Annotated in this window: 2 protein-coding genes; both read right to left on the reverse strand. The window is 74.1% G+C overall.

The features are described 5' to 3' along the window. Positions 1-15: 15 nt before the first annotated feature. Positions 16-1,254: a cytochrome P450 gene (locus tag AQJ11_RS33265; RefSeq protein WP_059265660.1), complete on the reverse strand. Its 1,239-nt coding sequence runs from the start codon at positions 1,252-1,254 to the stop codon at positions 16-18. Continuing rightward, entirely contained in the window at positions 1,251-22,334 is a 21,084-nt protein-coding gene (locus AQJ11_RS33270) for a non-ribosomal peptide synthetase (RefSeq protein ID WP_059265661.1), read from the reverse strand. Before AQJ11_RS33270 ends, AQJ11_RS33265 begins: the two co-directional genes overlap by 4 nt. Positions 22,335-22,336 lie beyond the last annotated feature (2 nt).

Consider the following 22,336-nt stretch of genomic DNA (forward strand, 5'->3'; position numbering starts at 1 on the left):
CCGACCGAGTGGCGGTCAGGCGACGAGCCGCACGGGCAGCGAGCTGAAGCCGCTGAGCATGGAGGAGTAGATGGGTTCGGGTCTTCCGGTGAGTTCCATCCGGTCGACCTGCTCGCGCAGGGCCTTGAGCAGGCCGGCGATCTCCGCCCGGCCGAGGTAGGCGCCGACGCAGTAGTGCGGTCCGTGTCCGAAGGACAGGTGTTTGTTGGGCATGCGGCCGAGGTCGAAGCGGTCGGGATCGGTGAAGGCCGACTCATCCCGGTTGGCCGACGCGTTCCACACGGTGACGATGTCGCCGGACGCGATGGAAACGCCGTTCAGCAGGGTGTCGGCGGTCGCGGTGCGGCCGAAGTGGAGGGCCGGTGTCGTCCACCGCAGCACCTCGTCGACCGCGGCGTCGACGGACACCTCGCCGTTCTTGAACGCCCGCCACTGAGCGGGGTGTTCGATGAACGCGAGCACGGCGCCGATCATGGACAGCCGGCTGGTCTCGTCGCCGCCCAGGATGAGGCTGTAGCAGTTGGCGACGACCTCGTCCATGGTCAGCGGCCGGCCCTCGGTCTCCGCGGTGGCCAGGACGCTCACGGCGTCGGTGCCCGGTCGCTCCCGGCGGCTCGTCGCCAGCTCGCCGAAGTAGGCGAGGATGTCGTTGCGGGCCTGCCAGACGTCGAAGGGCGATTGATCGGGCCCGTCCGAGCTGAGCGCGGTTCTGGTGAGGCGCAGGAGGAAGGCGCGGTCCTGCTCCGGGACGTCCAGCAGGTCGCAGATGGCCTTCAGGGGCAGGTGCCCGGCGACGTCCTCGGCGAAGTCGCACTCGGGGCGGCCGACGGCCGCGGCGACCAGGTCGTGGCCGGCCTTCTCCACCTTCTCGACCACTCCGGTCAGGGCGCGCGGCGAGAACGCCTTGAGCAGTACGCGCCGCAGTTCGCGATGGCGCGGCCCGTCGGTGACGGCGGCCATCACTCCGGAGGCCGAGTCACCGCCCTGGAGGAGCGAGGCGAGGACGTTGCCCCGCGCGGAGGTGAAGCGGTCGGGCGCGCGGTAGACCTCGGTGGCGTCCGCGAACCGCGTCACCACCCAGAAGGCGGGGCCTCCCCCGGCGGGCCGGTGGAGGTGGACCGGGTCCTCGGCGCGGAGCGTGCGCCAGATCTCGGACAGGTCGTGGCGGGCGTGGGTCGCGGGGTCCGAGAGGTCGAGGCCGGGCAGCGCCGACGGCGGCAGCGGGGTGCGGACGGGTGTCGTCGGAGGGGTCATGAGGCGTTCTCCTCCTCGCGTGCGGCGTCGAGGGCGCCGAGGACGTCGGCGAGCAGGTGGCCGACGGCCGCGGCGGGGCGCTCGGCGAGCAGGGTGTTGTGGGTGGCCTCCACGTCGTGGACCTCGATCCGGCCGGTCACGTACGGGGCCCAGAGCGTGGGCAGGCGGCGCGACTCGCCCTCCTCCAGCTCGGTCGCGGCGCAGAACACGACGTCACCGTGGAAGGTGCGGGGCGTGTGCAGGCCCGCGATCGCGCTGTTGTTGAGGAACACCGCTTTCAGGTGGGTGAGTTGGTCCTCGGTGAAGGCGGCGAGCAGTTCGTCGGGGACCTGCACTCCTTCGAGGACCTCCTCGGGTGTCGGCTGGGCGACGCCGAGGTCCCGGGGGAAGGTGTCGAGCAGCATCAGCAGTTCGACCTCCTCGCCCGCGTCCTGGAGCTGGACGGCCATCTCCTGGGCGACCAGCCCGCCGAAGGACCAGCCGAGCAGCCGGTAGGGGCCCGACGGCTGCACCTCGCGCAGCCGGGTGAGGTAGCCGACGGCCATCTCGGCGATGGCGGACGGCAGGGGCGCGGGTTCGTCGAAGCCGGCCGCCTGGAGTCCGTACACCGGGTGGCTGCCGTCCAGGTGCCGGGCCAGCGCCCGGTAGGCCCAGCTCAGGCCGCCCAGCGGGTGGACGCAGAACAGCGGGGTGCCCGGGCCGCCGGTGCGCAGCGGCAGCAGCACACCGGTGGCTCCGGCGGTGTCGCCGGTGCGCAGGGCCTCGGCGAGCGCGGCCGGGGTCGGGGCCTCGAAGAGGGTGCGGACCGAGACCTCGTGGCCCAGTTCGGCGCGGATCCGGCCGGCCAGCCTCGCCGCCATCAGGGAGTGTCCGCCGAGGGCGAAGAAGTCGTCGTCGATGCCCACCTCGGTGACGCCGAGCAGTTCGGCGAAGAGGCCGCACACGGCGCGCTCCTCCTCGGTCCGCGGGGCCCGCGGGGCCGGCCGGGCGGTGTCCCGGGGCGCGGGCAGGGCCGCACGGTCGAGCTTGCCGCTGGTGGTCAGCGGGAACTCGGGAAGGACGACCACCGAGCGCGGCACGAGGTGCCCGGGGAGGCGGGAGGCCAGCCGGCGGTGGAGTTCGCCGGGGGTGGCGTCGCCCGTGACGTAGGCGACCAGCGTCTCGTCGCGCAGGACGACGGCGGCGCGGGTGACCGCGGGGTGTTCAGTCAGGACGGCTTCGATCTCGGCGGGCTCCACCCGCACGCCGCGCACCTTGAGCTGGTGGTCGGAGCGGCCGACGAAGTGAAGTCGGCCGGCCCTGTCCCAGCGCACCATGTCGCCGGTGCGGTACATCCGCTCGCCGGGCGTGAACGGGTCCGCCACGAACCGCTCGGCGGTCAGTCCGGGGCGGCCGGCGTAGCCGCGGGCGACCTGGTCGCCGGCGACGTACAGCTCGCCGGGGACGCCGGGCGGGACGGGCCGCAGCGTCGTGTCCAGCACGTAGACGCGGGTGTTGTGGACGGGCACGCCGATCGTCACGGGGGGCCGGGCACCGGGATCGGTGTCCGGGTCCCAGACCGTGGCGTCACAGGTGACCTCGGTGGAGCCGTACTTGTAGTGCAGCGGCACTCCGAACGCGGCGGTGAACCGCTCGTACAGGTCGCGGGTGAGTCCCTCGCCGCCGACGAAGATCCGGCGCAGCCCGGCGAGCTGGGACCGGTCCGCCTCGGCCAGGAGTACTTCGAGCATGGAGGGCACGAAGTGGACGGTGGTGATGCCGTGCCTGGTGAACATGCCGGTGAGGTAGCCGGGGTCGCGGTGGCCGTCGGGCTTGGCGACCACCGTGCAGGCGCCGGTCTGGAGGGGCCAGAACAGCTCCCAGACCGACACGGTGAACCCGATGGGCGTCTTCTGCAGGACACGGTCGTCCGGGGTCAGCCGGTAGGTGTCCTGGAGCCAGCCCAGGTGGTTGACGACGGAACGCTGGGAGATCACCACCCCCTTGGGGCGGCCGGTCGAGCCGGAGGTGAACATGACGTACGCGGGGTGGTCCGGCAGCAGCGGGGCGGTCCGGTCCCGGTCGGCCGGATCGGTGTCCGGCCGGTCCGCGAGCGCGGACGCGGTGTCCGGGTCGTCCAGGAGCAGCGCGGGCAGTGCCGCGGGCAGCCGGTCGCGGTGCCCGGTCGTGCTGATGGCGAGCGCCACGGCGGCGTCCTCGCAGACGCGGGCGATCCGTTCGGCGGGGTCCTCGGGGTCGACGGGGGTGTAGGCAGCGCCCGCCTTGGCCACGGCGTGCGCGGCGACGATGAGGTCGAGGGAGCGGGGCAGGGCCAGGGCCACCACCGAGTCCGGCCCGCAGCCGAGGCCGATGAGCAGGTGCGCCAGCCGGTTGGCGCGGGCGTTCAGCTCGCGGTAGGTCAGGTGCGTGCCGTCGGCCCGGACGGCCACGGCGTCGGGAGTGGCCCGCACGGCCTGTTCGAACAGGTCGGCGAGAGTGGCCGTCCGGCGGTCGCGCCGGGTCGTGTTCCACTCCTGGAGCAGCCGCTCCCGCTCGCCCGGCAGCAGGACGTCCAGCGCGCTGAGCGGCCGGTCGGGGTCGTCGCAGGCCTGTCCGATGAGGAGCAGGAGCCGCTCGGCCAGGGCGCGCACGGTCTCCTCGTCGAAGAGCGCGGAGGCGTACTGCACCTCGCCGCGCACCCCGTCGGGCTCGCCGGCCGGCCCGAACCCCTCGGTGAGGCTGAACGACAGGTCGAACTTCGCGGCGGGGAGCTGGGCCTCGACCGGTTCGGCGGTGAGTGACGGCAGCGAGAGGTCCGCCCGGGCGTTGTTGCGGAACGACAGCATCACCTGGAACAGCGGGTGGCGGGCGGGTGACCGGGCCGGGTTCAGCGCCTCCACGAGCCGCTCGAACGGCACCGCCTGGTGCTCGTAGGCGTCCAGGTCGGTACGGCGGACCCGGGCGAGCAGCTCGCGGAACGACGGATCGCCCGAGGTGTCGGTGCGCAGCACCAGGGTGTTGAGGAAGAACCCGACCAGGCCGTCGAGCGCCTCGTCGGCCCGGCCGGCGACCGGCGCGCCGATGGGCAGGTCCGTGCCCGCTCCGAGCCGGGTCAGCAGCGCGGCGAGGGCCGTGTGGAGCACCATGAACACGGTGGCGCCCTCGGCCTCGCCCAGTTCGGCGAGGCGGCGGTGGAGGCCGGCGGGAAGGTCGAGGGGGACCGCCGCGCCCGCGCCGGAGGGCCGGGCGGGCCGGGGTCGGTCTGCGGGGAGTTCCAGTTCCTCGGGGGCGCCCGAGAGGACGGTCAGCCAGTGCGCGAGCTGCTCGCCGCCGGGACCGGCCGGGTCGTCGAGGTCGCCGAGGACGTGCCGCTGCCAGACGGCGTAGTCCGCGTACTGCACGGCCAGCGGTGTCCACTGCGGGGACTCGCCGAACAGCCGGGCCCGGTAGGCGGCGGAAAGGTCGTCCGCGAGCGGGCCCATCGACTCGGCGTCCCCCGCGATGTGGTGCATGAGCAGCAGCAGCACCGCTTCCTGCGGCCCCTGCCGGAAGACCTCGGCGCGCAGCGGGATCTCGGCGGTGAGGTCGAAGGCGTACCCGACGGCCCGCTGAAGCCGGTCCGGGACCTCGGCGGCGGTCACGTCCGTCACCGTCAGTTCGGGCACGGCCGTCGCCTCGGGCAGCACCAGCTGGTACGAGCCGTCGCCGTCCTCGGCGAACACCGTGCGCAGCGACTCGTGCCGGCCGACCAGGTCCCGCAGCGCCGCGCGGAGGGCGTCGGTGTCCAGAGGGCCGTGGAGCCGGAGGGCGAGCGGGATGTTGTACGTCGCCGAGGGGCCCTCGAAGCGGTGCAGGAACCACAGCCGCTCCTGCGCGAAGGAGAGCGGGAGACGGTCCGGCCGCGGCAGGACCCGCAGAGCGGCGGGCGCGCCGGCGGCCCGGTCGAGCCGGGCGGCGAGACCCGCCGGTGTCGGGGCCTCGAACACGTCGCGCACCGGCAGTTGCACGCCGAGCACCGAGCGGACCCGGCTGATCAGGCGGGTCACGCGCAGTGAGTGGCCGCCCAGTTCGAAGAAACTGTCGTCGATCGAGACCGAGGGCACGCCGAGGATCTCGGCGAACAGCCGGCACAGGATCTCCTCCTGGGGCCGGCGCGGACGGCGGCCACGGGGGTGCGCGGCCCGTTCGGGGGCGGGCAGCGCGCGCTGGTCGACCTTGCCGTTGGGGGTGAGCGGCAGCTCGTCGAGGACCACGATGCCCGCGGGGACCATGTAGCCGGGCACGGCGGACTCCAGCAGGGTCCGCAGCTCCTCCCGCTCTGGCCGCCGGTGTCCGGGTGCCGGTACGACGTAGGCGTACAGGGCGCGTTCGCCCTGGGCGTCCTCGCGGACGGCGGCGACGGCGCGGCCGACGCCGGGGTGGCCCGTGAGGACGGCCTCGACCTCACCGGGTTCGATGCGGAAGCCGCGGATCTTCACCTGGCCGTCGGCACGGCCGGTGAACTCCAGCTGCCCGTCGCGGGTGTAACGGACGACGTCTCCGGTGCGGTACATCCGGCTGCCGGGGGCGCCGAACGGGTCGGCGACGAACCGCTCGGCGGTAGCGGCCGGCGCGCCGACGTACCCGCGGGCCAGGCCCGGCCCGGCGAGGTACAGCTCGCCCGGGGCGCCGGGCGGCACCGGGGTCAGCGCCGCGTCGAGGACGTAGGCCCGCATGCCGCTCATGGCGCGGCCGATGGGGACGGTGCCGGGCAGCGCGTACGGGCGGGGCACCCGGTAGGCGGTGGCGAAGGTGGTCGTCTCGGTCGGCCCGTACACGTGCACGAAGGTGGTGTCCGGGCAGGACGTGACGGCGCGGCGGAACGCGGCCGGCGAGGCCTGCTCCCCGCCGGTCCACACCTCGCGCAGGGTGGCGAGGCACTCCGGGTCCTCGTCCGCGATGACGTTGAACAGCGCGGTGGTGAGGAAGACGGAGGTCACCTCCTCGGCCACGAGCAGGGTGCGCAGTGCGTCGAGGGTGAGGTCGCCGGGCGGGGCGATGACGACCCGGCCGCCGCTCAGCAGCGGTACCCACAGCTCGTAGGTCGAGGCGTCGAAGGCGTGCGGCGAGCGCATCAGCACCCGTCGGTGCGCGTCGCCCTCCCAGCAGGCGTCGAGTGCCAGGGACACCACGTCGCGGTGGGTGACGGCGATGCCCTTGGGGGTGCCGGTGGATCCGGAGGTGTACATCACGTACGCGAGCCGGTCGGGGTGGGCCGCGCCGGCCGGTGCGGTGGTGCCGTCCGCCTCGTCCGTTCCGCCGTCGTCCGGTTCCGGGGCGTCGACGTCGATCAGGGGCAGACCGTGACCGGCGTCGAGCCGTGCCGCCCGGGAGTGCGTCAGCACGGCGACGGCGCCGGTCGCGGTGAGGATCCGCTCCAGCCGGGAGGCGGGGTACCGGGTGTCGAGCGGTACGTAGACACCGCCCGCCTTGAGCACGGCCAGTGTCGCCACCACGAGCGACAGGGAACGCTCCAGGTGCAGGGCGACGGGCGTCTCGGGTCCGACCCCGAGGGCGCGCAGCCTGCGGGCCAGCCGTTCGGCGCGCGCGTCGAGGTCGGCGTACGTCGTCGCGGTGCCGTTGGCCACCACGGCCACGGCGCGCGGGGTGCTGCGGACCCGCTCGGCGAAGAGAGTGGTGATCGTGTCGGCCGGGGCCTTGCGCGGGGTGCCGTTCCAGGTCTGGAGCACGTTGCGCCGGTCGGTGTCGGAGAGCACGTCGACCCGGCTGAGCGGGTGGTCCGCCGCGCCGTGGGCGACGGCGGTCAGCAGACGGACCAGCCGGGCGGTCAGCTCGGTGACGGTGTCCTCGTCGAACAGGTCGACCGCGTACTCCAGGCCGCCGTCGAGGCCGCCGTGGGCCGCGTCCGCGAACGACAGCGAGAGGTCGAACTTGGCGGCGGGCGCGACCGGTTCCTCCGCCCGCACGTCGACGCCGGGCAGGTCGAGCGTGACGGGCCGGGCGGTGTTGTTCAGCATGATCGTCGCCTGCACCAGCGGCTGGTGGGCGGTGGAGCGCACCGGGTTGAGCGCTTCCACCACGCGTTCGAACGGCACGTCCTGGTGGGCGTAGGCGTCCAGGTCGACCGCGCGGACCCGGTCGAGAAGTCCCCGGAAGGTGGGATCGCCGCCCAGCGGGGTGCGCAGTACCAGGGTGTTGACGAAGGAACCGACGAGATCGTGGGCGGCCTCGTCGGTCCGGCCGGCCACCGGGGTGCCGAGCACGACGTCGTCGCCTGCGCCGTGCTTGGCCAGCAGCGTGGCGAGCGCGGCGTGCAGCACCATGAACAGGGTCGTACCGGTGTCGCGGGCGAGTCCGGTGAGCGCGTCGTGCAGCGCCTGGGGGATCCGGAACCGTACGGCGCCGCCGCGGTGGGAGGCGATCGCGGGCCTGGGCCGGTCGGTGGGCAGTGCGATCAGTTCCGGGGCACCGGCGAGCGTGGTGGTCCAGTGGCGGAGCTGACGGGAGATCTCGCTGTCCGCCTCCTGGTCGGAGCCGAGTACCCGGCGCTGCCACAGGCTGAAGTCGGCGTACTGGACGGTCAGCGGCTCCCAGTCGGGAGCGTGGCCGGCGTGCCGGGCCCGGTAGGCCGTGGCGAGGTCGCGGGCGAGGGGCGCCATGGAGACGGCGTCGGCGGCGATGTGGTGCACGACCAGGACGAAGACGGCCTCGTCGGACGCGGTGCGCAACAGCCGGGCGTGGACCGGGACTTCCCGGGCGAGGTCGAAGCGGTGGCGCACCGCCTCGCTCACGGCCGCCGGCAGGGTGTGCTCGTCCACGTCGGTGACGGCGAGCTCGGGCAGGCCGCGCTCGGGCGGCAGGATGATCTGGTGGCTGCCACGGGCGTCGGTCGCGTAGACCGTGCGCAGGATCTCGTGCCGTTGTACGAGGTCACCCAGGGCGGCCCGCAGGGCCGCCGGGTCGAGGGCACCCGACAGCCGCAGCACGACGGGGATGTTGTAGGTGTCGGACGGGCCGTCGAGGGTGTGCAGGAACCACAGGCGCTCCTGACCGTAGGAGAGGGGGAGCCGGTCGGGGCGCGGCGCCGGAGTGAAGCGCTCGACCGTACCGCCCGGGGTGATCCCGGCGGCGAGTCCGGCCACCGTCGGTGTGTCGAACAGGTCACCGAGCCGGATCGGTGCGCCCAGCGCGTTCCGAGCGCGGTTCACCAGTTGGGTGGCGAGCAGCGAGTGGCCGCCGAGCAGGAAGAAGTCGTCGTCGATGGAGACGTCGGTGACGCCGAGCACCTCGGCGAAGAGCGCGCACAGGATCTCCTCGGCGGGTGTGCGCGGGGCCCGGCCGCCGGGGACGGCACCGGTGGCGTCCGGGGCGGGCAGGGCCCGCCGGTCCAGCTTGCCGTTGGCGGTGAGCGGGAGGCGGTCGAGGACCACGAAGGCCGACGGGATCAGGTGCGCGGGCAGGGTCGCGGCCAGCGCCGGGCGGGGGTCGCCGACCGGCACGCCGGGGTCGGCGGCGACCAGGTAGGCGACCAGACGCGGGTCGCCGGGACGGTCCTCGCGGGCCACGACCGCCGCCTGGGCGACGGTGTCCAGGGCCGACAGCGCCGCCTCGGTCTCGCCGGGCTCGACGCGGAAGCCCCGGATCTTGACCTGGTCGTCGGCCCGGCCGCCGTACTCCAGAAGGCCCGAGGCGTTCCAGCGGGCCCGGTCACCGACCCGGTACATCCTGCTGCCGGCGGGGCCGAAGGGGTCGGCGACGAACCGCTCGGCGGTCTGGCCGGGGCGTCCGGCGTAGCCGCGGGCCACCTGGTCGCCCGCGAGGTAGAGCTCTCCCCAGACGCCGTCGGGCACGGGCTGGAGGAACGCGTCGAGGACGTACACCCGGGCGCCGCCGGTCGGGCGGCCGATGGGGACGGGTCCGTCGGCGAGCGCGTCACCGGGTTCGACGCGGTGCACGACGACGCCCACGGTCGTCTCGGTGGGCCCGTACTCGTTGATCACCACGGCATCCGGGTGGCGGGCGCGCCAGCGCCGGAGCGGCTCGGCGTCGAGCGCCTCACCGCCGATGACGAGGTCCGTGGCGTCAAAGGCCCGGTCGGGCAGGGACTCCAGCAGCCGCAGATGGCTCGGGGTGATCTTGAGCAGGCCGGGGGGCGGGGTGTTCTCGTCCAGCGCGGCGAACCGGACCCGGCCGCCGGTGACGAGCGGGGTGAACAGCACGGTGACCGGCATGTCGAAGGCGACGGAGGAGTGTGCCAGCGCCTCGTCGGCGGCGCCCGGGTACAGGGCGGTGGCCTCGTCCAGGTACGCGGCCAGCGCGGCGTGCTCGACGACGACGCCCTTGGGGTGTCCGGTCGATCCGGAGGTGTAGACGAGGTAGGCGGCGTCCCGCGGGTGCGGCCGGACGCCGAGCGGCGTGCCGGGATGGCGGTCCAGGTCGGCCGGGAAGGTGTCCGGGGTGATGGTCACCCGCGCGCCGGCGTCCTTGACCAAGAGGTCGACGCGGCCGGCGGGGTACGTGTCGTCGATCGGCAGGTACGCCGCCCCGGTCTTGAGGACCGCCAGCAGGGCCACGAGCAGGTCGGGGGTGCGCGGCAGGACGACGGCGACGACCGATCCGCGGCCGACGCCCCGGCCGGCCAGGTCCCGGGCCAGCCGGTTGGCCCGCGCGTCGAGTTCGGCGTAACTGAGCGTCGTGGACGAGGAGACGACCGCGACGGCGTCCGGGGTGCGGGCGGCCTGCGCCTCGAACCTCTCCGGCAGCGGGGTGCCGGGTTCTCGGCGGGGGGTGGCGTTGCGGGTGACGAGCAGTTCGGTCCGCTCGGCGTCGGTCAGCAGCGGCAGGCCGTGGACGGACCGGGCCGGGTCGTCCGTCACCGCGGCGAGCAACCGCAGGTAGCGGTCGGCGAAGGACCGGACGGTGGCGCGGTCGAAGAGGTCGGTGGCGTACTCCAGGACCGCTGCCCACTGCCCGCCGTGCTCCGACACGGTCAGGGACAGGTCGAACTTGGCCGCGCCGGACGGGGCCTGTCCCAGCCGCACGGTCAGGCCGGGCAGGACCGGCGGCGCCGTCTCGGCGTTCAGGGTCAGCATCACCTGGAACAGCGGGTGCCGGGACCGTGACCGCGCCGGGTTGAGCACCTCCACGAGCTGCTCGAAGGGCACGTCGGCGTGCGCGTAGGCGTCGACGTCGAACCGCCGTACCCGGTCGAGGAGTTCCTCGAAGGTGGGGTCGCCGGAGACGTCGGCGCGCAGCACGAGGGTGTTGGCGAAGAGACCGACGAGTTCTTCCAGCGCGGCCTCGGGCCGCCCCTCCACCGGGGTGCCGATGACGATGTCGTCGCCCGCTCCGAGGCGGCTGAGCAGGAGCGCGAGGACGGCCTGGAGCACCATGAAGGGGCTCGCGTCACGCTCGCGCCCCAGCCGCTCCACCCGGGCGCGCAGGGCGGCGGGCACGGTGAAGGCGACGGTGTCGCCGCGAGGGGACAGGATCGCGGGCCGTGGCCGGTCGGTGGGCAGGTCGGTCTGTTCGGGGATGCCGGCGAGCGCCGTGGTCCAGAACGGGAGCTGATCCCCGGGGAGTTCGCTCTGCCACAGGGCGTAGTCCGCGTACTGCACGGGCAGCGGCGCGAGTCCGGAGCCGGTGCCGGCCAGCCGCCCGGCATAGGCCGTGGCGAGATCGGCCGCCAGGGGGCCCATCGAGCCGCCGTCTCCCGCGATGTGGTGCAGCACCACCAGGAGGGCGTACGTGCCGCCACCGGTGTCGAACAGCGCGGCGCGGACCGGGAGTTCGCGGTCCAGCGCGAAGGGGACCGCGGCGGCGCGGGCGATCTCCTCGGCCAGCCGGCCGGCCGGGCAGGTGGTGACGGTGAACGGGGCCGGGCCGTCCACGACGACCTGGTGGGCGCCTTCGGCGTCCTCGGCTATCAGGGTGCGCAGCGACTCGTGCCGGTCCACCACATCGGCGAAGGCCGCCCGCAGCGCGTCGACGTCGAGGTCGCCGGTCAGCCGCAGCACGATCGGGATGGTGTAGGTGTCGGACGGACCCTGGAGCCGGTCGAGGATCCACATCCGCTGCTGGGCCGTGGACAGCGGCACGCGCTCGGGACGTTCCCGGGCGACGAGCGGCGGCCGCGCCTCCCGGGCGGCACCGAGCAGCCGGGCGATCCCCGTGACGGTGGGGTTCTCGAACACGTCCCGGATGGACAGCTCGACGCCGGACTCCGTGCGGATCCGGTTCACCAGCCGTGCGACGAGCAGGGAATGACCGCCGAGCAGGAAGAAGTTGTCCTCCGCCCGGGCCTCGGGTACGCCGAGCACCTCGGCGAAGAGTTCCGCGATCCGCTGCTCGGCCGGGTCCGCGGCGGCCCGCTCCCCGGCTGGGTCCGTCGCGGACCCGCCCGCCGCATCCGTTTCGGCCGAGCCGGCGGACGGGAGGCCGCGGTCCGGCGCGGGCAGCGCCTTGCGGTCCAGCTTGCCGTTGACGGTCAGCGGCAGGTCGTCGAGGACGACGAGCGCGGCCGGGACCATGTGGTCGGGAAGGGTGCGGGCCACGCTCGCGCGCAGCGCCCGGGTGTCGGCCCGCGCTCCCGGGCCGGGCACGACATAGGCGACGAGCCGCCTGTCACCGGGCTGGTCCTCGCGGACCACCACCGCGGCCCGGGCGATCTCCGGTGCCGCCGTGAGCGCGGCCTCGACCTCGCCGAGTTCGATGCGGAACCCGCGGATCTTCACCTGGTCGTCGACCCGGCTGACGAACTCCAGCAGACCCGCCCTGGTCCAGCGGGCGAGGTCACCGGTGCGGTACATCCGGGAGCCCGCGGGTCCGTAGGGGTTCGCCACGAAGCGGCCGGCGGTGAGCCCGGGCCGGTCGTGGTAGCCGCGGGTGACCAGGTCACCGGCGACGTACAGTTCCCCGGGGGTGCCGACCGGGGCGGGGCGCAGCCGGGCGTCGAGTACGTACACCTGGGTGTTCCACACCGGGGTGCCGATGGTGATGACGCCCGGCGGCAGGCTGTCGCCCGGTCCGATGCGGAAGACCGTGCAGCCGACCGTGGTCTCGGTGGGGCCGTACTCGTTGAGCACGGTCACCCCGGGGTGGCCGGCCCGCCAGGTGTCGAGGGCGTCGCCCAGCAGCGACTCTCCGCCGAGGACGAGCTGTCCGCTCGGGGAGTAGCTGTCGGCGACCGCGCCGAGCAGGGTGAGGTGGCTCGGGGTGGCCTTGACGAAGTCGGGACGGGTGACGCCGTACTCGGTGTCGGGCCCGGCGGCGTTCCAGCGCACGAGTTCCACGCAGCCGCCCGAGACGAGCGGCCCCCACAGGCCGGTGACGGTGAGGTCGAAGGCGATCGGAGAGTGCACCAGGGCACGGCCCCGCAGGCTCCGGTAGGTGTCGGTGGCCCAGGCGAGGTAGGCGGTGAGCGAGCGGTGTTCGACGACGACGGCCTTGGGCCTGCCGGTGGAGCCGGAGGTGAAGATGACGAACGCGGCGTGCCCGGGCAGCGCCGGTACCCCGGTGACCGCGGTGGCCGGCTGCGCGGTGACGGCCGGGTCGTAGGGCAGCACGGCGGGGATCGCGCCGAGCCGGCCGGCCCGGTCGGGTGTGGTCACCACGGCGACGGGGGCGATGTCGCCGAGCATGAACGCGATCCGCTCCTCGGGCAGTCCGGGGTCGAGCGGCAGGTAGGCCGCCCCCGACTTGAGCACGGCGAGGAGGGTGACGGGGAGCTGTTCGGAGGTGGGCAGCAGGACGCCGACGAACCGCTCGGGGCCTGCGCCGAGTTCGATGAGCCGGCGGGCCAGCCGGTTGGCGCGGGCGTCGAGTTCCGCGTACGTCAGCCCGGTGGCGCCGAAGACGACCGCGAGGGCGTCCGGGGTGCGGGCCGCCTGGGCCTCGACGAGCGCGGTGAGGGTGGTCGCGGGCAGCTCGCGGGCGGTGGCGTTCCACTCGGTGAGCAGCAGCCGGCGCTCAGCCGGGCCGACGATGTCGAGGTCGCCGACGGGCGTGCCGGGCGCGGTGACGGCGGCGGTGAGCAGGTCGACGAACCGTTCGGTGATCCGCTGGGCGGTCTCCCGGTCGAACAGGTCCGTGGCGAACTCCAGGAAGCCCGTCAGTCCGCCCTCACGCCGTTCGTTCACGAAGAACGCCAGGTCGAACTTGGCGGTCGGCGAGGTGAGCGGGAGCACCTTCCCGTCGAGACCGGGGAGGTGTCCGGCGAGGTCCTCGACCTCTTCCAGTTCGGCGTCCACCCAGTTCAGGTTGGTCTGGAACAGCGGGTGCCGGGCCGTGGAGCGGGCCGGGTTCACCGCCTCGACGACCCGCTCGAAGGGCACGTCCTGGTGGGCGTAGGCGGCCAGGTCGGTCGACCGGACCCGGGCGAGGACCTCGGTGAAGGCGGGGTTGCCCGAGAGGTCGGTGCGCAGGACGAGGTTGTTGACGAAGAATCCGACCAGTCCGCCCAGGGCCTCGTCCGGGCGGCCGGCGACCGGCGACCCGATGACGATGTCGTCCCCGGCTCCGAGCCGGTGCAGCAGGGTGACCAGAGCGGCCTGGACCGTCATGAACGGTGTCACGTGGTGCTCGCGGGCGAGCGCCGTCAAGGCCGCGTGCACCTCGGCCGGCACGGTGAAGGCGACGGTGTCCCCGCGGTGGCTGGCCACGGCGGGCCGGGGCCGGTCGGTCGGCAGCTCCAGTTGTTCCGGTAGGCCGGCCAGGGCCTCGGTCCAGAAGCCGAGCTGACGGGAGATCTCGCTGTCCGGGTCGTCGGCCGAGCCCAGCACCGCGCGCTGCCACACGGCGTAGTCGGCGTACTGGACCTCCAGCGGTGTCCAGCGCGGGGCGTGGCCCGCGGACCGCGCGGTGTAAGCGGTGATCAGGTCCTCGGCGAGCGGGGGCATCGAGAAGGCATCGCCGGCGATGTGGTGCAGCACCACGAGCAGGACGTGCTCGCCGGAGCCGAGGTCGAACAGGGTGGAACGCATGGGAGGTTCGACGGCCAGGTCGAAGGGGACCTGGACGGCTTCGGCGAGCCGGCCGTCGAGCCCGGCCGCGTCGGTGGCGAGGACGGCCAGCGGCGGCACGGAGTCCCGTACGACCTGGTGCGGGCCCTGCTCGTCCTCGGCGAAGACGGTGCGGAGCGCCTCGTGCCGGGCGGCGACATCGCCGAGGGCCGCGTCGAGGGCCGCGATGTCGAGGTCGCCGGTGAGCCGCAGCGCGACGGGCAGGTTGTACGTGGCGGACGGGCCCTCGTAGCGGTGCAGGAACCACAGGCGTTCCTGGGCGTAGGACAGCGGCAGGCGCTCGCCGCGCGGCTGGGCGGTGACGGCGGGCCGGCGCGGGGCGGCGCCGTCGAGGCGGGCGGCGATCCGCGCGGGCGTGGTGGCCTCGAACAGGGTGACCAGTTCGATGTCGACGCCGAGCACGGTGCGGATCCGGTTGGCGAGCCGGGCCACGGACAGCGAGTGACCGCCGAGCGCGAAGAAGTCGTCGTCGAGGAAGACCTCGGGGACACCGGTCACCTCGGCGAACAGGCCGCACAGGAGTTCCTCGCGCGGGGTGCGCGGCGCGCGCCCCGTGACCGGCGCGAAGTCGGGTACGGGCAGCGCCTGCCGGTCCAGCTTGCCGCTGGTGAGCTGCGGGAACCGGTCGAGTTCCAGGAACACGGGCGGAACCATGTACTCGGGCAGCTCGGCCGTGAGCCGGGCCCGCAGTTCCTCGTGGTCGACGGGGGCGGAGGTGATGAGGTAGCCGACCAGCCGCTGGTCGTGGACGGCGGCGGCGGCCTGGGCGACGCCGGGGTGCGCCCGTATGGCGGACTCGATCTCGCCCAGTTCGATCCGCTGGCCGCGCAGCTTGACCTGGTCGTCGGCGCGGCCGAAGTACTCCAGCTCGCCGCCGCGGGTCCAGCGCACCAGGTCGCCGGTGCGGTAGATCCGGCTGCCGGGCGTGCCGTAGGGGTTGGCCACGAACCGTTCGGCGGTGAGGGCAGGGCGGTCGAGGTAGCCGCGGGCGAGCTGGACGCCGCCGAGGTAGAGCTCTCCCGTCACGCCCGGGGGCACGGGGCGCAGGGTGCGGTCGAGCACGTAGGCCTGGGTGTTGAGCACCGGACCGCCGATGAGCACGGTCCCGGGGTCCTTGGGGGTCGGCCACCGGGTGACGTCCACCGCGGCCTCGGTGGGGCCGTAGGCGTTGGTGAGGACCGGGTCCGGGTGGCGGGAGACCTGGTGGAAGCGGCGGATCAGCTCGGCCGGCATGATCTCGTCACCGGACTCGATCGCGCGTACGGAGGCGGGCAGTTCGGCCTCGGCGAGGAACGCGGCGAGCCGGGAGGCGCCGAGGTGCAGCACGGTCACGGACTCGTCGTGCATGAGCTCGGAGAGGTAGACCGGGTCGCGGTGGCCGCCGGGCCTCGGTACCACCAGGGCGGCGCCGCGCGACAGCGTCCAGAACACCTCCCACACCGAGACGTCGAATCCGGTCGGCGTGGCCTGGAGCACCCGGTCTGAGGGGCCGAGGTGCAGGTCCTGCTGCATCCACCAGAACCGGTTGGTCATGCCCTCGTAGGTGTTGAGGGTGCCCTTGGGACGGCCGGTGGAGCCGGAGGTGTAGATGATGTACGAGGTGTTGCCGCCGTGCGCCGTGACCCCGAGGTTCTCGGCGGACTCGTCCTCGGCGTCGACCGGAATCCGTTCGAAGCCCTCGACGTCGTGCTCGGCCAGGATCAGCCGTGCGCCGGAGTCGCGCAGGATGTAGGCGATCCGGTCGGCCGGATAGCCGGTGTCGATCGGCACGTAGGCGGCGCCGGCCTTGATGACGGCCCAGAGCGCCACGACGAGGTCCACCGAGTAGGGCAGCATGACGGCGACCCGGGTCTCGGGGCCGACGCCGCGCCTGCGCAGGGCCCGGGCGAGGCGGTTGACCCGCGCGTTGAAGGCGCCATAGGTGACGCGCTCCCCTTCGAAGACCACGGCGAGCAGTTCCGGGTCCTGGGATTCCATCAGCTCGACGACGGAGTGGGAGTCCATCGTGCTCGCGGTGTCGTTCCAGCCGTGGAGGATGAGCGCGCGTTCCTCGTCCTCCAGCAGGTCGACCTCGGAGATCCGGCGCGCGGGGTCGCCCGTGACGGTGTCGAGCACACGCAGGAAACGGGTGACGAAGGCCTCGGCGGTCTCCCGGTCGTACAGGTCGGTGGCGTACTCCAGCCGGCAGTCGAGGCCGCCGTTCTCGGCGTCGACGACGCAGTCGAAGTGCACGTCGAACTTGGAGGTGCCGCTGAGGACCGGGGCCGTGCGGGCGCTGACCCCGGGCAGGGTGAGGCGGGCCTCGGAGAAGTCCAGCCAGGCGACCATCACCTGGAAGAAGGGGTGGCGGGCGCGGGAGCGTTCCGGAGCCAGATCCTCCACCAGCCGCTCGAACGGCACGTCCTGGTGGGCGTAGGCGGCCAGACCGGTGTCGCGCACCCGGGCGAGCAGTTCGGTGAAGGCGGGGTCGCCGGAGGTGTCGAAGCGGTAGACGAGCGTGTTGATGAAGACGCCGACGACACCGTCCAGTGCCGAGTCCGGCCGGCCGGCGATCGCCCCGCCGACGGGGATGTCCTCACCGGCGCCGTGGGCGGTCAGCAGCAGCGCGACGGCGGCCTGGAGCACCATGAACGGCGTGGTCCGGGTGCGGCGGGCGAGATCCAGCATCCGGTCGTACAGCTCCCGCTCCACGCGGAACTCGACGTGGTCGCCGCGGTGGGCGGCGACCGCGGGACGGGGGCGGTCGGACGGGAAGGTGACCTCCTGGGGCAGTCCGGCGAGTGCCTCGGTCCAGTAGGCGATCTGTCGCGGCAGTTCGGCGGCGAGCGTGTCGCGCTGCCAGAGGGCGAAGTCGGCGTACTCCACGGCCGGCGGCGGGCAGACGGCTGCCTCGCCGGCGAGGCGGGCGGTGTACGCGGCGGACAGGTACTCGGCCAGCGGCCGCATGGAGGAGCCGTCGGTGGCGATGTGGTGCACCACCAGCAGCAGGGCGTACTCGTCCCCGCCGAGGTCGAAGAGGGTGGCGCGCACCGGGAGTTCGGTGGTGAGGTCGAAGGGGCGGGCGGCCCGGGCCGTCAGGTCGGGGTCCCGGTCGCGGATCACCTCCAGGGCGAAGCCTGTGCTGCCGGGCGCCAGGACGACCTGGTGCGGGCCCTGGGCGTCCTCGGGGTAGAGGGTGCGAAGGGCCTCGTGCCGGTCGATGAGATCGGTGAGCGCGGCCTCCAGCGCCGTGCTGTCGAGCGGTCCGCTCAGCCGGATGTCGAGCGGAATGTTGTAGGTGCCGCTGCCGCCCTGGAGGCGCTGGAGGAACCACATGCGTTCCTGTGTGAAGGACAGCGGTATCCGTTCGGGCCGCTCTCGCGGCACGATCGTGGAGGAGGCGGAGGAGCCGTCCGCCAGGAGGGCGGCGAGGCCTGCCACGGTCGGCGAGGCGAACACGTCGCGCAGGGAGAGGCCGACGCCGAATTCGTCGCGGACGCGGTGCACCAGCCGGATCATGAGGATGGAGGTGCCACCGAGGGCGAAGAACTCGTCGTCCACGGCGATGTCGTCCAGGCCGAGCACCTCGGCGACGACCGCGCGCAGACGTTCCTCCGCACCGGTGCGCGGTGCCGTCGTGGCGGCGGGGGCGGCGGTGGCGGCGCGCCGGACGGCCGGCTCCGCGGCGCGCTCGCCGCCGGTGACCGCGTGCCGGTCCTCCGGTGTGACCACGGCGAGGTCACCGGCCGGCCGGTCGAGGCTCTCGGCGGCGAGGGCGGCGAGCCGGGCGAGCCGGCCCGTCAGGACCGCCAGGGCGTCGGCGGTGAACGCCCCGGTGCGGTAGGAGAAGCGCAGCCGCAGGGCGGAGCCCGGGAAGAGGGCGACCGACAGCGGGTAGTGGGAGTGCAGCAGGAGGTCGGCGTCGGCGATCCGCAGCCCGCCGGCCTCCGTCCCGCCGTCCATGGGGTAGTTCTCGAAGGCAAGCACGGTGTCGAACAGCTCGTCCACACCCGCGGAACGGGTGAGGTCGGCGAGGCCGGCGTCCGCGTGCCCGGCCAGGACGGCCTGCCGGGTCTGCACCGAGGCCAGCAGCTCGGCCAACGGTGCCCGGGGATCGATGCGCACCCGCACCGGCAGCGTGTTGATGAACAGGCCGATCATCGACTCGGCGCCGGGCAGGTCGGCGGGGCGGGTGGAGACCGTCGCACCGAAGACGACGTCGTCGCGGCCGGTGAACTCCCGCAGCAGCAGCGCCCACAGGCCCTGCATGACGGTGTTGAGGGTGAGTCCGCGGCGGCGCGCCGCCGCGGTCAGGGCGGCGGTGACGGTCTCGTCGAGGACCAGTTCGTGTTCGGCGTGGCCGTCCGGGGTCCGCCACGACGGCGCGAGCAGGGTGGGACCTGGCAGGCCCGCCAGTTCCTCCTTCCACACGGTGGTGGACGCGGCGCGGTCGCGCCCGGCGAGCCAGGTGAGGTAGGTGCGGTACGGGGCGGGCGCGGGCGGCTCGGCGCCGCCGTACAGCTCGAACAGCTCCCGGACCAGCAGGGGCAGGGACCAGCCGTCCAGCAGCAGATGGTGGTGGGTCACCACCAGCCGGGTGCCGAGCGCGGTGAAGCGCAGCAGCGGCGGGCGCAGCACGCTGAAGCCGCGGGCCCGGTCGCGGGCGAGGAAGGCGGTCAGCTCCTCGTCCCGCTCCTCCCACGGCACGGTGGTCTCGGCGGGCACGACCTGCACAGGCGCGCCGGCGGACCGGCTGCGGAAGCCGGCGCGCAGCAGGGGGTGGCGGTTCAGCAGGGCGGTGGCGGCCTCCCGCATGCGGGCCGGGTCGAACCCTCCCTCGATGTCGAGGACGAGCTGGCCGACGTAGGGGTCGTGGTCCTCGTACAGGGCGAGGAAGAGCAGACCTTCCTGGAGCGGGGAGAGCGGCAGTACGTCCTGGGCGCCGGGGTAGCGGTCGAGTTCCGGCTGGTCGATGGTGACGAGCGGGACGTCCGCCGGGGTCAGGCGGGTGCCCCGGTTCGCCGCGGGTACGGCCGGCGTCCCGGCGGCGGCGCCGGCCGGGACGGTCCCGGCGAGGGCCGCGAGGGCTTCGACGGTGGGGTGGGCGAACACGTCCTGCGGGGTGAGGCCGATACCGGCGGCGCGGGCACGGCCGGCCAGCCGCAGCGCGTGGATGCTGTCCATGCCCATGACGAACAGCTGGTCGTCGGCGCCGAGTTCGGGCCGCTCGATCAGTTCGGCGGCCAGGTCGCGCAGGATCCGTTCGGTCTCGGTGCGGGGCGCCCGGCCGGGCGCCGGAGCCTCGGGTTCGGGCAGCGCCTTGCGGTCGACCTTCCCGTTGGGGGTGAGCGGGATCTCCGCGAGGGTCAGCACCGCGACGGGCACGAGGAAGGCGGGCAGCCGGTCGGCGAGCCATGCGCGCAGATCGGTCTCGGGTTCGCCGGTGACGTACGCGACGAACTGGTGGGCGCCGCTGGGGGTGCGCCGGGCCACGACGACGCTCTGCCGGACGCCGGGCGCGCCGTCGAGCAGCGCCTCGACCTCGCCGGGTTCTGCGCGCTGGCCGGCGATCTTGACCTGGTCGTCGACCCGGCCGGCGTACTCCAGGGTGCCGTCCGGGCGCAGCCGGGCGAGGTCACCGGTGCGGTACATCCGGGAGCCCCTGGGGCCGTGGGGGTCGGCGGTGAAGCGTTCGGCGGTCAGCGCGGGGCGGCCGTGGTAGCCGCGGGCGAGCTGGACGCCCGCCAGGTAGAGTTCGCCGGTCGTGCCGGGCGGTACGGGGTTGAGTCCCGAATCCAGGACGTAGGCGCGCGTATTGGCGCCCGGCCGTCCGATCGGCACCGTCTCGTCGTCCGGGCCGGTGGCGTACGAGGTCACCTCGATGGCGGCCTCGGTGGGGCCGTAGAGGTTCCACAGCTCGGCGTCGACGCGCCGGTGGAACCGGCGGACCAGCTCGGGCGGCAGGGCTTCGCCGGTGCAGGCGACCAGCCGTACGGAGGGGCCGAACTCGGCCTCGGCGAGGAAGGCGGCGAGCATCGACGGCACGAAGTGGACGATCGTGACGCGCTGTTCGCGGATCAGCTCGGCGAGGTAAGCCGGGTCGCGGTGGCCCTCCGGGCGTGCCACGACGAGGGTCGCGCCCTGGACGAGGGGCCAGAGGAACTCCCACACCGAGATGTCGAAGCCGATCGGCGTCTTCTGCACGATGCGGTCGTCCGGGGTCATCCGGTGGTCGCGCTGGAGCCATGACAGGCGGTTGAGCAGGCCCTCGTGCGGGACGACGACGCCCTTGGGACGGCCGGTGGAGCCGGAGGTGTACATCACGTAGGCGGCGTTGTCGCCGCGGACCCGGATGCCGGGGTTGTCTGCCGGCTCGTCCGCGCCCGCGTCGGGGGCGATCCGCTCGAAGCCGACTACGTCGTCGGCGGCGATCACCAGCTCGGCGCCGGAGTCGGCGAGGACGTAGGCGATCCGCTCGGCGGGGTAGCCCGTCTCCACGGGGACGAAGGCGGCGCCCGCCTTGAGGACGGCGAGCACGGCCACGACGAGGTCGACGGAGCGCGGCAGCAGGACGGCGATCCGTGATTCGACGCCGGCGCCACGGCGGCGCAGGGCGTGGGCCAGGCGGTTGGCCCGTGCGTTGAGTTCGCCGTAGCTGACGCTGTGGCCCTCGAAGACCACGGCCTCGGCGGCCGGGTCCTGGGCTTCGATCCGTTCCACCAGCGAGCGGGTGTCGAGGGGCTCGGCGGTGTCGTCGGAGCCGGCCAGGAGGCTGTGCTCGTCCGGGCCGAGGAGATCGAGGGTGCCGATGGGCGCTCCGGGCGCCTCGGCAGCGGCCGTGAGGAGCCGGGTGTACCGGTCCCGGTGGGCCGTCACGTCGGCCGGGGTGAACCGGTCGGGGTGGGCGCCCAGCGTGAGCCGGATGCCGTCGGCGGCGGTGTCGTCGGCGACGGCGTTGACCGTGAGGTCGCGGACCGGGCCGGAGGCCACCTGGTGCGCGGTGGCCTCGGCGCCGCCGACCATGAGCCGGCCGGGTGCGAAGGAGAGCACGTTGACGGTGGGTCCGGCCAGGGCACCCTGGCCCTCGGCGCCGAGTTCGCGGCGGATGCGTTCGCCCGGGAAGCGCTGGTGACGGACGGCCTCGGCCAGCCGGGCCCGCACCTGTTCGACGAGTTCGGTGAAGGTGGCCGAGGGCCGGACGGTCAGCCGCAGCGGCAGGTCGTTGACGAGCATCGCCGGTGTGGCGAGGGCGTCCGGGGTCGTCCGTGCCGCCAGGAAGACCCGCAGGACGACGTCCGCCGCACCGGTCGCGCGGTGGGTGTACGCGGCCAGGGCGGCGATCACCGGGAGGGACCAGCGGGCGCCGGGCAGGGCGCGCAGCCGCTCGGCGGTGTCGGCGGGCACCAGCCCCGTCACCGGCGGCAGGGCGCGGGCCAGGGACGAGGGGCCGCTGCCCAGCTCGGTGGAGGCGGGCAGGTCCGCGCACCGGCGGAGCCAGTAGGCGTGGTCCCGTTCGTGGCGCGCGGAGTCGGTGTAGGCGTTCTCCTCGGCGACGAGGTCGGCGAGCGGCGCGAAGGCGGCGGCTGCCGGGCGCTCGCCCACGGCGAGCGCGTTGTAGACGTCCAGCAGCCTGCGGACGTACAGCATCTGGCCGTAGGCGTCGAGCAGGATGTGGTGGTAGCGGAAGTACAGCCGGTCGTGGTCGGGGCCGAGCCGCAGCAGCGTGTGGGAGAAGAGCGGACCGTCGGTGAGCGCGGGCGGGGCTTCCGCCTGGCGGGCTTCGGTCCAGGCGCCCGCGGCGGCCCGCGGGTCCGGCTCGCCGCTCAGGTCGACGACGGTGAGCGCGCCCTCGATCGCCGCATCGACGTGCTGGCGGACCGCGCGTCCGTCGTCGGTGAAGCGGACCCGCAGTGCCTCGGTCTCCGCCACCGCCTGCCGGATCGCCCGGTCCAGCAGCCGGGGGTCGAAGGGAACCGTGGTGTCGACGTGGACACCGCAGACGAACATGGGGGAGTCCGGTTCGAGTTGCTGGGCCACCCAGACGCCGTGCTGGGCGGCCGTCAGTGCGAGGCTCCCGCTGTTGCCGGTTGCTGCCATCTCCACGG

The organism is Streptomyces corchorusii (assembly GCF_001514055.1).
Lineage (GTDB): Bacteria > Actinomycetota > Actinomycetes > Streptomycetales > Streptomycetaceae > Streptomyces > Streptomyces olivaceoviridis.

What these genes read in the sequence shown, in the direction of transcription:
- AQJ11_RS33265 (WP_059265660.1), bottom strand. Translation starts at nt 1,254, where the DNA reads ATGACCCCTCCGACGACACCCGTCCGCACCCCGCTGCCGCCGTCGGCG.